The organism is Kitasatospora sp. NPDC048407 (assembly GCF_043200475.1).
Classification (GTDB): Bacteria; Actinomycetota; Actinomycetes; order Streptomycetales; family Streptomycetaceae; genus Kitasatospora.
Window position 1 is genome coordinate 1 of the sequence record NZ_JBICXW010000005.1, and the last position, 15061, is coordinate 15061.

16 protein-coding genes are annotated in these 15061 nt (G+C 71.4%); 8 read left to right on the top strand and 8 right to left on the bottom strand.

The annotated features are described in order from the left end of the window. The first annotated feature begins 269 nt into the window (after nt 1-269). From ACGFWJ_RS11900 to ACGFWJ_RS11915, 4 genes are all read left to right on the top strand, one after another. Nucleotides 270-1052, top strand: coding sequence for a TetR/AcrR family transcriptional regulator (locus ACGFWJ_RS11900; RefSeq protein WP_392947992.1), 783 nt, complete (start codon nt 270-272; stop codon nt 1050-1052). 412 nt (nt 1053-1464) lie between these two features. Next, on the top strand, nt 1465-3780 hold the full coding sequence (locus tag ACGFWJ_RS11905) for a hypothetical protein (RefSeq protein ID WP_392947995.1): 2316 nt from the start codon (nt 1465-1467) through the stop codon (nt 3778-3780). A gap of 262 nt (nt 3781-4042) precedes the next feature. Further along, nucleotides 4043-4789, top strand: a complete 747-nt coding sequence (locus ACGFWJ_RS11910) for a dienelactone hydrolase family protein (protein ID WP_392947998.1) — start codon at nt 4043-4045, stop codon at nt 4787-4789. A gap of 59 nt (nt 4790-4848) precedes the next feature. Beyond that, nucleotides 4849-5265, top strand: a complete 417-nt coding sequence (locus tag ACGFWJ_RS11915; RefSeq protein ID WP_392948000.1) for a DUF4259 domain-containing protein — start codon at nt 4849-4851, stop codon at nt 5263-5265. Here ACGFWJ_RS11915 and ACGFWJ_RS11920 read toward each other — a convergent pair. The 7 genes from ACGFWJ_RS11920 to ACGFWJ_RS11950 form a co-directional block, all read right to left on the bottom strand. Continuing rightward, nucleotides 5262-5612 (bottom strand): hypothetical protein, encoded by a 351-nt coding sequence (locus ACGFWJ_RS11920; RefSeq protein ID WP_392948003.1) that lies wholly within the window; start codon nt 5610-5612, stop codon nt 5262-5264. The genes ACGFWJ_RS11915 and ACGFWJ_RS11920 overlap by 4 nt on opposite strands. Before the next feature lie 99 nt (nt 5613-5711). Then, a complete protein-coding gene (locus ACGFWJ_RS11925) occupies nt 5712-6404 on the bottom strand; it encodes a spermidine synthase (protein WP_392948006.1) in 693 nt (230 codons plus the stop codon). 95 nt (nt 6405-6499) lie between these two features. Next, the gene (locus ACGFWJ_RS11930) at nt 6500-7354 is read right to left on the bottom strand and encodes an amino acid ABC transporter permease (protein WP_392948009.1); all 855 of its coding nucleotides are present in this window, start codon (nt 7352-7354) and stop codon (nt 6500-6502) included. Beyond that, entirely contained in the window at nt 7351-7995 is a 645-nt protein-coding gene (locus ACGFWJ_RS11935; RefSeq protein ID WP_387645121.1) for an amino acid ABC transporter permease, read from the bottom strand. Before ACGFWJ_RS11935 ends, ACGFWJ_RS11930 begins: the two co-directional genes overlap by 4 nt. Nucleotides 7996-8008: 13 nt before the next feature. Then, nucleotides 8009-8923: a glutamate ABC transporter substrate-binding protein gene (locus ACGFWJ_RS11940; protein WP_392948013.1), complete on the bottom strand. Its 915-nt coding sequence runs from the start codon at nt 8921-8923 to the stop codon at nt 8009-8011. Between the two features lie 9 nt (nt 8924-8932). After that, nucleotides 8933-9661, bottom strand: coding sequence for an amino acid ABC transporter ATP-binding protein (locus tag ACGFWJ_RS11945; RefSeq protein WP_387868217.1), 729 nt, complete (start codon nt 9659-9661; stop codon nt 8933-8935). 41 nt (nt 9662-9702) lie between these two features. Further along, nucleotides 9703-9945 carry a LapA family protein gene (locus ACGFWJ_RS11950; protein ID WP_392948016.1) on the bottom strand — a complete coding sequence of 81 codons (243 nt, stop codon included), beginning with the start codon at nt 9943-9945 and terminating at the stop codon, nt 9703-9705. A gap of 276 nt (nt 9946-10221) precedes the next feature. Between ACGFWJ_RS11950 and ACGFWJ_RS11955 the strand changes: the two genes are divergently transcribed. Then, nucleotides 10222-11097 carry an aldo/keto reductase gene (locus tag ACGFWJ_RS11955; protein WP_392948019.1) on the top strand — a complete coding sequence of 292 codons (876 nt, stop codon included), beginning with the start codon at nt 10222-10224 and terminating at the stop codon, nt 11095-11097. A 201-nt stretch (nt 11098-11298) separates the two neighbouring features. Here ACGFWJ_RS11955 and ACGFWJ_RS11960 read toward each other — a convergent pair whose 3' ends face one another. After that, entirely contained in the window at nt 11299-12123 is an 825-nt protein-coding gene (locus ACGFWJ_RS11960) for a MarR family winged helix-turn-helix transcriptional regulator (protein ID WP_387645132.1), read from the bottom strand. A gap of 484 nt (nt 12124-12607) precedes the next feature. Here ACGFWJ_RS11960 and fabG point away from each other — a divergent pair, with 484 nt between their 5' ends. The 3 genes from fabG to ACGFWJ_RS11975 all read left to right on the top strand — a co-directional run bounded on the left by fabG (nt 12608) and on the right by ACGFWJ_RS11975 (nt 14988). Further along, nucleotides 12608-13393: a 3-oxoacyl-ACP reductase FabG gene (gene fabG, locus ACGFWJ_RS11965; protein ID WP_392948022.1), complete on the top strand. Its 786-nt coding sequence runs from the start codon at nt 12608-12610 to the stop codon at nt 13391-13393. Between the two features lie 101 nt (nt 13394-13494). Then, on the top strand, nt 13495-13686 hold the full coding sequence (locus tag ACGFWJ_RS11970) for a hypothetical protein (protein ID WP_387645137.1): 192 nt from the start codon (nt 13495-13497) through the stop codon (nt 13684-13686). Between the two features lie 291 nt (nt 13687-13977). Then, the gene (locus ACGFWJ_RS11975; RefSeq protein ID WP_392948025.1) at nt 13978-14988 is read left to right on the top strand and encodes a phosphatase PAP2 family protein; all 1011 of its coding nucleotides are present in this window, start codon (nt 13978-13980) and stop codon (nt 14986-14988) included. Nucleotides 14989-15061 lie beyond the last annotated feature (73 nt).

Sequence of the window (15061 nt, forward strand, 5' to 3'; positions counted from 1 at the left end):
TGACCTCGGCGATCTGGCACAACGACCGAGCCGGTCAGCCAGTTATGCGCTCGCTGACCGCCTACGACCACTAACCCTTCGCATCATTCATCTAGTGCCGCAACAGGCAACCTTTGCCCCGTCGCGGCCCGATGCATCCCGCCTGGACGCACCGCCAAAGCACCCAGGTACACCCAGTACGAGGGCACTTCGGCGGCACGCCCAGCCGGGCGCCTCGGGCCGCTCCTTGACGGGCAAAAGTTGCCTGCTGCGGCACTAGGGTGGGCCGCATGGCTTCCCGTACGCCGTCCGTGGCCCCCCGCTCGGAGGAACAGCAGCCCGCCCGCCCCCCCAGGCGGCGGCTCACCGTCGACGAACGCCGCGAACAACTCATCGCGGTGGCCCTCGAGTTGTTCTCGGACCGAGCCCCCGAGGACGTCTCCATCGACGACATCGCGGCCGCCGCCGGCGCCTCCCGCCCGCTCGTCTACCACTACTTCCCCGGCAAGCAGGCCCTCTACGAAGAAGCCCTGCGCCGGGCCGGACGCGAACTCGCCGGACGCTTCGAGGAAGTCGCCGACGGCCCGCTCTCCGAGCGCCTCTACCGCGTCATGGGCCGCTACCTCGACTTCGTCCAGTCCCACGAAGCCGGCTTCACCGCCCTGCTGCGCGGCGGCTCGGTCGCCGCCAGCCCCGACGCCGACGCCGTCATCGACCACGTCCGACGCGCCGCCCAGGAACAGATCCTCCGCCACCTCGGCCTCCCCGACCCCAGCCCCACCCTGCGCCGCACCGTCCGCGCCTGGATCGCCAACGCCGAAATCAGCTCCCTCGACTGGCTCGCCGACAAGCCCGTCCCCGCCGAAACCCTGCAACTCCACCTGGTCCAGGAACTCGTCGCCGCCCTCGCCGTCGCCGCCACCCGCGACCCCGAACTCGCCGCCCTCTTCACCGAGTTCTTCACCACCGAACACCCCGACGGCCCCACCGCCCGCCTCATCCGCGACCTCACCACCACCCTCGCCCCCCTCACCCCCTCCCTCCTCCGCCTCGCCACCCCACCCACCCCCTGACCCCCCTCAACTCCCGCCGCCGAACCACGTCGCTTTCCCCAGACGATCCCTCACCCCACCCCCAAGCCCCCGTCACCCCACACCCCGCCCACCATCCCGCCCTCCGACGACCCCTCAACCCACGTCGTTACCTTCCCCATCCTCCCCACCCGCCCCGCGGACACCCCCCAACTCCCCTTCACCCCACACCCCACACCCCACCCCCGACGACCCCTCAACCCACGTCATCACCTTCCCCATCCCCCACACCCGCGCCGCAGGCACCCCCAACCACCCACCCCCCAACGCCCCTTCACCCCACACCCCCACCCGCACCACCCACCCCACCCCCGACGACCCCTCAACCCACGTCGTCCACGTCTGATACAAAGTGGCTGAACTGTCCACACCCGAGAACGAGGGGGCTCGGCGAATGACGCAGGAAGGCTTCGCCGCCGCAGACCGGATCACGGCCACGCTGGACGCGGCATGCGCCGCACTTCTCGGCAGCCGCGCCACCCACTACCCGATCGACGCGTTCACCGCGTTCCGTCGGCCTCAGCATCCGGCCGCCAAGGCCCTGTTCGGTCTGCGGATCAGCCAGATCGGCCCGGGCCTGCTCTCCGTCCCGAAGCTGGGCACGGTGATCGAGGTGTCCGCCAACCGCCGCCCGAACGCGAACGCCGGCCGCGAGGCCGTCCCGGTGCTGACGCAGCGTTTCGCCGCCTCGGCCCTCGGCCTGACCGACCCCGCGTCGGTCTCCGCGCTGCGGTTGCACGCCGAGCCGACCCCGGTGGACACCGAGCCGCTCGCCGGTTTCACCCAGGCCCTCGCGGCCCTGGCCGAACCTCGCGTGACGGTCGCCCCTGACGAACTGTCGACCGGCTCGGGTGTCGAGGCGCGCCTTGTCGTCCCGCCGGCGTTCCACACTCTGACGGTGCGCGGTTCGGGCAACGCCCTGTCCGCCCATCTCACCGAGACCGCCGAAGAGTTGTTCTCCGGCGCGTCCCCGGCCGAGCGCAACGACTTCGCCGTGGTGGCGGCGCTGCTGTCCGAGCAGTTCGCCGCCTCGAGCGTCGCCTACGCGGGTGTCGCGACGCTGCTGGTGAACGGCCGCCGTTCGCGGGTCTCGCTGGTGGTGTCGACCGTCCCGTGCGCGCAACCGATCCAGGAGCTGGCGGTGGAACTGTCCACCGAGCGCCCGTACTCCGAGGTGTGGACGGTGTTGCTGCCGGCCGGCCCGGCCGCGGTGCTGGTGGAGAACCGGGCGATGCCCGCGCTGAAGGAGTTGCACGACGAGCGCCCCGGCGGCGTGGTGTACAGCTCGGTGGTCGAGGCGTTCGTGCCGATGCCGGACGGGGCGACGGTCCTGACGGTGCAGCTGACCACCTCCGACACCGAGGACTGGGACGTCTACACCTCGGTCTTCGCGGACCTGCTCTGCTCGGTCCAACTCGCTTGGGACGGTGTGGCCGTGGCCCCGGCCCCGGTGCCGGTCGGCCGGGCCGTCCCCGCTCACAGCCCGGCCGTTCCGGCGCAGTCCGCCGCGCCATCGGTGCCTGTCGCCCCACCGGTTCCGGTCGCGACGTCCGAGCAGCCCGACGCCCCGTCCGGCACCTCCGTGCGGGTCCCGCCCTCGGACTTCAATCCCTTCGGCGCCCCGGCCCCCGCCGATCCGCGGGCCCAGCAGCCGTCCCCGGTTCTGGCCTCCGCCGACCCGTTCGGTGCCCCGGCCCCGGTCGCCCCGGAGGAGCCCGCCAAGGGCACCACCGTCCGGGTTCCCCCGGAGGACTTCAACCCCTTCGGCGCCCCGGCAGCCCAGGCCGCCGCCCCGGCCGCGCCCGAACCCGCCCCGGCCGCCGACCCCTTCGGCGCCCCGGCCGCACCCCCCACCCCGGCACCCGAGCCCGAACCCGAACCCGAAGCCGCCGACCCCACCAAGGGCCGCCTCGTCAAGATCCCCCCGGCCGACTTCAACCCCTTCGGCGCAGCCCCGACCCCCGCAGCGGCAGCTCCTGCCGCCCCGGAGCCCGCCGCCCCGGCCGCCGACCCCTTCGGCGCCCCGGCCGCACCCCCCGCCCAGGCACCGACACCGGCCCCCGAAGCCGCCGACCCCACCAAGGGCCGCCTGGTCAAGGTCCCCCCGGCCGACTTCAACCCCTTCGGCGCAGCCCCGACCCCCACAGCGGCAACCCCCTCCACCGAGGAACCCGAAGCCGCCGACCCCACCAAGGGCCGCCTCGTCAAGGTCCCCCCGGCGGACTTCAACCCCTTCGGCGCAGCCTCAACCCCGGCCGCAGCAGCCCCTGCCGCCACCCCGGCGCCCGCCCCGGTCGCCGCACCGGCGCCGGCCCGCGCGGCGTCCGCCGACCCGTTCGGGACAGTTCTGTCCTCCGAGCCGTCCGACCCGTTCGGCACCATCACCGGCCCGCCGAGCAACATCCCGCCCCGGCCCAGCGCCCCGCCGACGGTCCCGGCCCCGGCCGACCCGCCGGAGGCGGCGGACCCCACCAAGGGACGCCTGGTCAAGGTCCCCCCGGCGGACTTCAACCCCTTCGGCGCAGCCCCGACCCCCGCAGCAGCTGCCCCCGCCGCCGAGGAACCGGAGGAGGCCGACCCCACCAAGGGACGCCTCGTCAAGGTCCCCCCGGCCGACTACAACCCCTTCGGCGGTCTCTCCGCACCCTCGGCCCCTGCGGCGGCACCGCAGTCCCCGCCGCCCCCGCCGGCCAACAGCCCCTTCGGCTGATCCGCACCTGACGAACGGCGAGCCCACCCCGGGCTCGCCGTTCCGCATTCCCCGGCCACCCCATCGCCCACCCGCCCACCCGGCCACCCACCAGGCCCGCTGGCCTCGCCCCGTCCGGTCGACTACCTTGTCCGACCATGACGACCGGGACGGCCTCGCGCCACACACGAATCGGCGACCCGGCCCTCCCCTGAGCGCCGCCCGGGCCCCACCTCCGTCGAGTTGACACCTCATCCAACCGTCAACCACGACAGGAGACTTGATGCCCGCCCAGCCCCGCACCGACCTGCTGCACATCCCCACCCCGGACGGCCACGCCGACGCCCTCGCCGCCTTCCCCTCCGAGGACGGCCCGCACCCGGCGGTACTGATGTACCCGGACGGCTTCGGCATCCGCCCGGCACTGCGCACCCTGGCCCGCGAACTGGCCGGCCACGGCTACTACGTGCTCGTCCCCAACCTCTTCTACCGCCACGGCCCGGCCCCGGTGCTCGAACTCCCCGCGTACATCGGCGAGGACGCCCGGCACGACCTCTTCACCCACCTGATGCCGCTGATCACGGCGCACACCCGCGAACGCGCCCTGCGCGACGCCGACGCCTACCTGCGCTTCCTCACCACCCGCCCCGAGGTCGCCGCCGGCCCGGTCGCCGTGACCGGCTACTGCATCGGCGGCCTCCAGGCCGTCCGCACCGCCGCGGCCCACCCGCACCGGGTCGCCGCCCTCGCCGCGTTCCACGCCCCGGTGGCCGCCGACGGACCCGAGGTCTTCGCCGAACTCACCGCCGAGGTCCATCTCGGCCACGCCGCAAGCGATCTGACGCCCGAGGCCCTCGCCGAGCTCAACCACGCCCTCGATGCCGCCGGGGTCCGCCACATCTCCGAGATCTACCCCGGCACCGTCCACGGTTTCACCATGCCCGACACCGACGCCTTCGATCCCGCCGCGCTCCGCCTGCACTGGGCCCGGCTGCTCCCCCTCCTCACCCGCACGCTGCCCGCCGTCTGACACCTGACCTGTCAGTCCACCCTGCGACGATCTCCGCACAGCTACCGAAGGAGATCACCATGGGTGCCTGGGACATCGGTCCGTTCGACAACGACACCGCCGCCGACTTCGCGGGCGACCTCAACGAGGCCGCCCCGGAGCAGCGCGAGGCCCTGATCCGCGCCGTACTCGGCGGCGGTGTCGGCGAGTTCGACGACCTGGACGCCGACGACGGCTGCCAGATCGTCGCCGCTGCCGCCCTGGTCGCCGCCCAGTGCCCGGGCGGCACCCCGATCAGCACCGCGTACGGACCGGACCAGCCGCTCCCCCTGTTCGGTCCCGAGGTACGCCGCCTCGCCCTGAACGCACTGGCCGGCGTGCTCAGCGAGGAATCCGAACTCGCCGAGCTCTGGGACGAGTCGGACGAGGGCCCGGCCTGGCGTCACGAACTGGAGCAGCTCCGCACCGTCCTGTCCGCCGCCCTCTCCGCCGGCTAAATCCCTCCGCCTCCCCGCTCGAGGTCGATCTCCTCCCGCTCGAGGTCGATCTCCTCCGTCAGCACCGCCATCCGGTACAGCGCGACGAAGTACCGCGAGGCGTAGCCGTCGACGGCGAAGGCCGGCAGCAGCTCGCCGAGCAGGACGATCCGGCGGCGCAGGTGCTCGCGGTGCCGGGCGCCGAGCGACGGCCCGTCGAGGACGCTGGCGGCGAAGCCGGTGAGGACGGTGCCCAGGGTGACCAGGCAGGTGCCTTCGGGCTCCTGGTCGTACCAGCCGTTGGGGAACCGCATGGCGTTGAACTCGTCCCAGAGGCACGCCAGGAGGTCCGTCTTCTCGTCCGCCATGATGGTGATCATGCCGCACGCGAGCGCTGCTGTGAACGCGTGACGGGCACAACTTCCGCACCGAATCCGGCAGTTCGGCCGCGTGAAGGCCGCGCCCCGTCAGGCGGCCCGGCGCGCCAGGTGCACCACGTCGGGCACCCCGCGCTCGACGGCGGTCTCCTCGCTCCGGACATCGATGAACCCGGCGTCCCGCAGCGCCTGTTCGAAAGCGGCGGAGGGCTGGGCACTCCACACCGCGAGGACGCCGCCGGCCCGCAGCCGGGCAGCGGCATTGGCCAGGCCGACCGGGCCGTACAGCGCGTCGTTCTCCTCACCGACCGTCCAGTCGGGCCCGTTGTCGATGTCGAGACACAGCGCGTCGTACTGCTCCCCGGTGGAACCGAGATGCGCCACCAGATCGGTGTGCACCACCTCGACCCGCGGATCGTCCAACGCGCCCGCGGAGAACGCCCCGAGCGGCCCGCTCCGGTGCCAGTCGATGATCGCCCCCTCCCGCTCGACCACGGCGATCCGCCCCCACCGCGGCTCGGCGGCGGCGTACGCCAGCGAGAAGCCGACGCCCAGCCCACCGATCAGCACACTCAATCCGCCCCCCGCACCCACCGAGTCCAACGCCGCCTGGATCAGCAGCCGTTCGGACCGCCCGTCGGCGGTGTCCATCAGGAAGCACCCGTTCGCGATGATCTCGTAGTGCCCACCGCGCCGCCGCAGCGCCACCTCGCCGTACGGCCCGTCCCGCCGGTCGATCACTTCGGCATCGGGCAGGCCCTGCCGGCTGGGCAGCACGGACATCCGGCAACTCCTCGTGTGCGCTCGGTCACAGACTTTCCGACCCTAGCCGACCGCCCCGACCCGGACCCAACCCTTTTCCGGACCCCGAAGAGGCGCTACCCCTGCCCGTCCACCACCGGCCCGGCCTCGGCGACCGGCGTCGCCCCTTCGCGTGGGCTGCGCCGAGCGCGCCGCTCCAGCCACTTGGCCAGCCAGGACAGCAGCAGACACATGCCGATGTAGACCGGGGCGATCACCATCACCACGGGGATGAACGGCAGGTCGTAGTCCAGGTTGGTGGCGATCAGCTTCCCGGCGTGCAGGAACTCCTCGTAGGTGATCAGGAAGCCCAGCGAGGTGTCCTTCAGCGCCACCACCAGCTGGCTGACGATGGTCGGCGACATCGCCCGGACCGCCTGCGGCACCAGCACGTACGTCATCACCTGGGTCTTCCGCAGGCCGAGCGCGAACGCGGCCTCCTTCTGCCCCTTGGGGACGGCGAGGATGCCGGCCCGGAACACCTCGGCCAGCACCGAGCCGTTGTACAGGGTGAGTCCGGCCACCAGCGCCCAGAGCGGTTCGACCTTGAGCGCGACGAAGATGAAGAAGATCATCACCAGCAGCGGCATGGCCCGGAAGAACTCCACCACCAGGGTGGACACCCACCGCACCGCCCGGTGGTCGGAGAGCCGTCCGGCGGCGAACAGCGCGCCGAACGGGAGCGCGAACAGCACCGTCCAGCCGAACGCCTTCAGCGTGTTGCCGAGGCCGCGCAGCAGCAGTTCCTGGACGCCCTTGTACTCGAAGGCCATCCACTTCTGGTGGGTGAACTGGTTGGTGTGGAACAGCATCCAGATCACCCAGCCGACCACCGCGGCGATCACCAGCAGCGTCAGGATGCCGTACAGCCGGTGCCGGGCCAGCGCCTTCGGCCCGGGGATGTCGTACAGCGCGGAGGACTCCACCGTCATCGGGACACCGCCACCCGTCGCTCCAGTACGTTGAACAGGGCGCTGATCGCCAGCGTGATGATCAGATAGCCGACCGCGATCCAGACGAAGGTCCAGACGATGCTGTAGCCCAGCTCGTTGATGGTCCGGTAGGTGCCGAGCAGTTCGACCACGCTGAACGAGCCCGCGATCGCGGTGTTCTTCGCCAGCGCGATCATCACACTGCCCAGCGGCGCGACCACCGAGCGGTACGCCTGCGGCATGATGACCAGGCTCAGCGTCTGACCGAACGTCAGCCCCAGGCTGCGGGCCGCCTCGCCCTGCCCCGTCGGCACGGTGTTCACGCCGGACCGCAGCACCTCGCAGACGAACGCCGAGGTGTAGCAGCCCAGCGCCAGCACGGCGAAGGTGAAGAACGGCAGCGTGATGTGGAACCGGGGCAGGCCCAGCACCACGATGAAGAACAGCAGGGTCAGCGGGGTGTTCCGGAGCACCGTCACCCACCCGGTGCCGACGGCCCGCAGCGGTTTCACCGGCGAGACCCGGAAGCCCGCCATGACCACCCCGAGCACCAGCGCCAGCGCGGCACTGACCAGGGTCAGCCACAGGGTGCCGAGGAAGCCGTGCCAGTAGGTGGACCAGTTGCTGGTCAGGACGTTCATCCGCGCCCCCTGCTCACTTGTACCGGTCGATGGCCGGGGGCTGCGGCGCGGGCACCCCGGAGAGGCCGAGCGTCGCTTCGTACGCCTTCTTCCAGTTGCCGTTGTCCATGTTCAGCTGCAGCGCGTCGTTGATCGCCATCCGCAGCACGGTGTCGTTCTTGGGGACGCCGATGCCGTACGGCTCGGTGGAGAACGGCTCGCCGACCATCTTCAGCTCGTCGGGGACCTTGGCCACGTAGCCCTGCAGGATCGCGTTGTCGGTGGTGACGGCGTCGACCTGATTGCTGATCAGGTTGTCCACGCAGGCCGAGTAGGTGTCGTAGCCGACCAGCTTGGCCTTCGGATAATTGGTCTGGATCCGCTGGTACGGGGTGGACCCGGCGGCCGAGCAGACCTTCCGGCCCGCCAGGTCCTGCGGGCCGTTGATCTTCGTCTCGTTCTTGCGGACCATCAGCGCCTGCCCGGCGATGAAGTACGGGCCGGCGAAGCCGACCAGCTTCTTGCGGTTGTCGTTGATGGTGTAGGTGCCCACGTAGTAGTCGACCTGGCCGTTCTGCAGCGCGGTCTCCCGGTTGGCGGAGGCGATGGTGCGGAACTCGATCTGGTCGGGCGCGAAGCCCAGGTCGGCGGCGACCATCCTGGCGATCTCGATGTCGAAGCCGGAGTACTCGCCGGTGGCCGGGTTCTTCTGGCCCAGGTACGGCTGGTCCTCCTTGGCGCCGACCACCAGGTGGCCGCGCGCCCGGGCCGCGTCCAGGGTGGGCGAGCCGGTGATCGTGTTGTTGCGCACCTGGTAGCTGGGCAGCGCGCTCGGCTGCGGGCCCTTCGGCGGCGGGGTGCCCTCCTTGCCGCAGCCGGACAGGCCGGCCGCCAGGCCGGGCAGCACGGCGCACAGCGCCAGTGCGCGCAGGATGTACCGCTGTTTCACCGCGCCGCCTCAGTGCTTCAGGATCTTGGACAGGAAGTCCCGGGCGCGCTCGCTCTGCGGGTTCGCGAAGAACTCCTCGGGGACGCGGTCCTCGACGATCTTCCCGTCCGCCATGAAGACCACCCGGTTGGCGGCGGAACGCGCGAACCCCATCTCGTGGGTGACCACCACCATGGTCATCCCCTCGGCGGCCAGCGAGCGCATCACCTCCAGCACCTCGTTGATCATCTCCGGGTCGAGCGCCGAGGTCGGCTCGTCGAACAGCAGCGCCTTCGGGTCCATCGCCAGCGCCCGGGCGATCGCCACCCGCTGCTGCTGGCCGCCGGACAGCTGCGACGGGTACTTGTCGGCCTGCGAGGCCAGTCCGACCCGCTCCAGCAGCGCCCGCCCCTTGGTCTCGGCCGCCGCCTTCCCGCGCTTGCGGACCTTGATCTGGGCCAGCGTGACGTTCTGCAGCACCGTCCGGTGCGCGAACAGGTTGAAGGACTGGAACACCATCCCGACCTCGGCCCGCAGCTTCGCCAGGCCCTTGCCCTCGGCGGGCAGCGGCTGTCCCTCGATCAGGATGTCGCCGCTCTCCACCGGCTCCAGCCGGTTGATCGCCCGGCACAGCGTGGACTTCCCCGACCCGGACGGGCCGATCACCACCACGACCTCGCCCCGGCCCACCGTCAGGTCGATGTCCTGCAGCACGTGCAGCTGCCCGTAGTGCTTGTTCACCCGGCGCAGCTCGATCAGCGGCTCTCCGGTCGACCGCCCCGTGGCCTCCTGCGGCGCCGTCACCGGGTGCGCCGGCCCTTCAGCAGCCAGCCGAGCACCGTTCCCGCGAGCAGCGTGGCCAGCAGCGCGATCCAGAGCGGGCAGGTGACGGTGAAGACCCAGAACTGGATCTTCACCTTGTCCAGGTTGGCGAACAGGAACCAGATCGCCAGCACCACGATGACGCCGATACCGATGTACCGGGTCGGGACGCCGCCGATCTCACCGCGCTGGCCTGACGGAGAACCTGAAGTCTTGGTCACCCCGGCAGTCTGGCCCGGGCCCGCCCACCGACCGCCGCACCACCACCGCCGGGCCCGCCCATTCACCCGTCCGGACCACCCTCCCCGGACGCGGCGGAATCACCTGTGATGCACGCCACACGCGCTTTCGCGGCTCCGCGCGATCCGACTGCCACCCCCGAAGCGTTTCCCCTGTTGGGGGGAACTCCTGCCCATCGGGAATACTCCGCTGTTCAACCCGGTTGCCGCCCTCTTGGAAACTCCCCGCAGCCACCCGACCGAAGGGCACCCCTTCTCGTGACCAGCACTCCCGCAGTACCCCCGATCCCGTCGATCACGCTGAACAACGGCGTGCGGATCCCCCAGCTCGGCTTCGGTGTCTGGCAGGTGCCGGACGCGGAGGCCGTCCCGGCGGTGCGCACCGCGATCGAATCGGGCTACCGCTCGATCGACACCGCCGCGATCTACGAGAACGAGGCGGGCACCGGCCAGGCGATCGCCGAGTCCGGCGTGGCCCGTGACGAGCTGTTCGTCACCACCAAGCTGTGGAACTCCGGCACCCTCGACTGGTCCGGCGAGCAGGGCCGCGACCGGGTGCTGCGCGCCTTCGACGAGTCGATGGCCAAGCTCGGCCTGGAGCAGCTGGACCTGTACCTGATCCACTGGCCGCGGGCGATGCACGGCCCCGCGTTCGTGAACATCTGGCGCGCCTTCGAGCAGCTGCAGGCCGACGGCCGGGTCCGCGCGATCGGCGTCTCGAACTTCCACATCGCAGACTTGGAGCTGCTGCTCAAGGAGACCTCGGTGGTCCCGGCGCTGAACCAGGTCGAGCTGCACCCGTACTTCCCGCAGGCCGAGCTGCGCGCCTTCCACGCCGAGCACGGCATCGCCACCGAGGCGTGGAGCCCGCTGGGCCAGGGCGGCGACCTGCTGGCCGAGCCCGCGCTGCTGAAGATCGCCGAGAAGCACGGCCGTTCGACGGCCCAGGTGGTGCTGCGCTGGCACCTGCAGAGCGGCGTGATCGCCATCCCGAAGTCGGTCACCCCGGCCCGCATCCGGGAGAACCTGGACGTGACGGGCTTCGAGCTGGACGCCGAGGACCTCGCGGCGATCGCAGCCGTCGCCACCGGCAAGCGAATCGGCCCCGACCCGGCCGACTTCGACTGGAACTGACACCCGTCGTTCCCCCGCGCGGCTGACGTCACGTCAGCTCGAGCTGACGCCCAGTCAGCACGGAGAGTGACGGCCGGAACAACCCGGAAGGGGCCGACACCTGACGAGGTGTCGGCCCCTTCCGGAGCGTCCCGAGCGGTGCCGCGTGCCCGCCGGAGCGCGTTCGTCGCCCAAAAAATTGGACGACGCTTTGCAGAATCGTTACAGCCGAGCCGCCTTGGCGAGCAGCGCCAGAGCCTGCGCGTGCTCGTGCGGCTCCAGCGGAGCGAGCAGCGCCTCCTGGACCTCACGCACCCCGGCGGTGGAGCGGTGCAACAGCTCCTGGCCGGTCGGGGAGAGCGAGAGCAGGTTGCGGCGCCCGTCCGAGGGGTCGCGGCGGCGCAGCACCAGGCCGCGTCGCACCAGCCGGCTGACCATCTCGGCCATCGTCGCCTTGTCCAGCGAGGCGAGCTCGCCGACCGTGCGCTGGTCGGCGCCCGGTTCGGTCTCCAGCGCGTCCAGCACCGCGTACTGAGGAGCCGTCAGCTCGGTGCCGACCTTCTCCGACCAGAGCTTGGTGTGCACCTGCTGGGCGACCCGGATCAGGTAGCCGATGGCACGCTGGGCGTCCAGCGTGGGCCGGGCGTCGGCCATCACGGCAACGGCGGCCGGCTCCAGCCGGGCGATCCGTGCCATGGTCCGGACGAGTTCCAGCTGCTCGTCCGGGCTCAGCGACTCGAACAGGGTCCGCTGGACCCGGACCACGCCGCCGGTCGCCTCGCGCACGGCCTGAGCACCGCTCTGCGAGAGGGCCAGCAGCTTGCGACGACCGTCGGCCGGGTCCCGGCGGCGGAGCACCAGGCCCCGCCGGACCAGCCTGGCGACCATTTCGGCCATCGTCGCCTTGTCGAGCGATGCCCGTTCGCCGACCGTTCGCTGGTCGGCGCCGGGCTCCAGTGCCAGTACCAGCAGCACCGCGAATTGCGGAGCCGTCAGCTCGGTACCGACGTATTCGGACCACAAGCGGGTGTGTACCTGCTGGGCCACGCGGATGAGGTGACCGGGCGACTGCTGCAGTCGACCGGGCACACGGGTTGTCGGGATCTCCCCCAGCACCATGAAATCCGTCCCGGTGTCACGCTCGCGGTGTGTGTGGGACACCCGAGCGGGGCAGTAACGGCGAGTGAGCATCCCGCTGTGAGTAAGGACGCGCCGGCCGTGCAGCCGGTGGCTGCTGGCGCACACTATACAAACGGTCGGCCTGGACCGGCAGGTAGGGGCGCAGAGTAGTCGCAGGTTCGGCAAAGTTGGCATATTTCCCCCCTATGTCGGGGTCACGACCAACCTGGTTCACCCAGTCGGCCGCCGAGCGCCCTCACCCTCCGTCACCTGCGGCGCTGCCCCTGGCCGGAATTTCTACTCGCCGGTAGGGTTGCCGCGCTGCGCGCTGCGCACCTCATTCAATTCCCATCCGCGGGTCACCGGCCCGGGCCGGTCCCGTCGTCCGACTTCGAGAGAGACGAGTACGAAGATGACCGAGCAGAGCACGTCCGTGACCGCAGACGCTCCGGTGCGGGTGGCCGTGGTGACGGGTGCGGCCCGCGGGATCGGCGCGGCCACCGCGCTCCGGCTGGCCGCCGACGGTTACGCGGTCGCGGTGGTCGACCTGGAGGAGTCCAACGCGAAGGGCACCGCCGAGGCGATCGTCGCCGCGGGCGGCCGGGCGCTGGCCGTCGGCGCCGACGTCTCGAACGCCGAACAGGTGGAGGCCGCGGTCGACCGCATCGCCACCGAACTGGGCACCCCCGTCGTGCTGGTGAACAACGCCGGCGTGCTCCGCGACAACCTGCTGTTCAAGATGTCCGAGTCCGACTGGGACACCGTGATGAACGTGCACCTCAAGGGCGCCTTCCTGATGACCCGCGCGGTGCAGAAGCACATGGTCGCCGCCGGCTTCGGACGCGTCGTCAACCTGTCCTCCTCCTCCGCGCAGGGCAACCGCGGCCAGGCCAACTACTCGGCGGCCAAGGCCGGCCTGCAGGGCTTCACCAAGACCCTGGCGATCGAGCTCGGCAAGTTCGGCATCACCGCCAACGCGGTCGCCCCCGGCTTCATCGCCACCGACATGACGGCGGCCACCGCCGCCCGGGTCGGCATGGAGTTCGAGGCGTTCAAGCAGGCCGCCGCCTCGGCGATCCCGGTCCAGCGGGTCGGCGTGCCGGACGACATCGCGCACACCATCTCCTTCCTCGCCTCCGAGGGCGCGGGCTTCGTCTCCGGCCAGGTCATCTACGTGGCGGGCGGCCCGCTCGACTAGTTGGGGTCTCGTGGTGCGCCCTCAACGGCGCGGGTCCAGACTCGACGTGCAGACCTCCCGCCGCCGTCCACCGGCGGCGGGCGTACCCACGGAGGATCTTGATGACCGACACCACGGACAGCGACTCCAAGCCGACTCCGGACAAGCTGCTGCACACCGGGGCGGAGAACCCCGTCGACCCCGAGGACCTGGTGATGGCCCAGGGGCTCGACGTCACCCCGAAGCGGGTCGCGAAGGCGAAGAAGGACCTGGAGGAGCACGGCGCGGCAGCCGTCGAGAAGGTTCTGCCCTGACCCGACCCCGTCGCCCGACCCGACGGCCGATTTCCCGGAAGTGACCTGCGTCACGGGAAATCGGCCGCTTCTTTCGTTCCCGCACTACCCGCCCGGCAATTGGAGAAACCCGGAGGAAACGGCACCCGGAGCGCCGCAGAGGGTGATTTCGCACACTCGGCTCCGCTTTACGGCCCTTCCGCTCGCACGCCGAACTGCCCGTATGGGGAAAGTGCGGACAACCGATCACCGGCGGGTGACAGATTGCCCGTACAGCCCGGAGCGCTCGGAGGCAGCCGGTAATGTCGAAGGGTGCCAGCCAAGCCCGAATCCCCCGTGCCGCGGATATCGACCGGACCACGCACGTTTCCGGTCCAGTCCGAGCGCGATTCCGTCACCGCGCCGACAGAATCCGCGCCCCCGTCGATCAGCCGGCGGCACGTTCTGCTCTTCGGCATCACCGCCGTGCTCTACCTGGCGGTGGTGCTGGCCATTGTGCTCGACTCGCCGCTGGTCGACCTGGACTGGTCGCTGCAGCAGCTGCGCCCGTACAAGGTGTGGCCGCAGGCGCTGCCGTACCTGGACATCTGGGTGATCGCCGGCCAGCGCGGCCCGACCGCGATCGCGGCCTGTCTGTGGCTGGGATGGCGCTGCTACCGCACGCACTCGTCGCGGCCGCTGCTGGTGATGGGCATGGCGCTGCTGCTGCTGAACGTCACAGTGGGCGCGGTGAAGATCCTGACCGGTCGGCTGGGCCCGCACTACGCGCACTACATAGGGTCGCCCGAGCTGTTCTCCGGCGGCACCATCTTCCCGTCCGGGCACACCGCCAACGCCGTGGTCACCTGGGGCGTGCTGGCCTACCTGGCGGCCCGCTGGCGGCGCACCGGCACGGTGCTGGCCTCGCTCACCGCGGCCTCGATCGGCCTGACCACCGTCTACCTGGGCACCCACTGGATCTCCGACGTGTTCGCCGGCTGGGCGGCGGGTGCGCTGGTGCTGCTGTCGCTGCCGCTGGCCGAGCCGGCCATCGCCGCGCTGGACCAGCGGGTGCTGGCGGTCTGGCACCGCGAGGGCCGGTTCGCCCGGCCGGTCCCGGTGCCCCGCCCGCAGCCCGCGGCCGCGCACTGGGCCGGCCGCCCGCTGCCGGTGCGTCCTCAGCCCGCCCAGGCGCGTTCCACCACGCCGTCCCGGACGGTCAGGTTGAGCCGCTCGGAGCGGTACTCCATGGTCAGCAGCGCCTCGGGTTCCACCACCCGCACGGTGCGCCAGCCGCGCTCGGCGGCCAGCGCCCGCGCGGGCTCCACCCGCAGCCCCAGATAGTCGTCCAACCGGTCGTTCATCGCCCCGCCTCCCCGCACCCCGACAGTTCTACGCTGGAAGGGTAGAGGGAGGC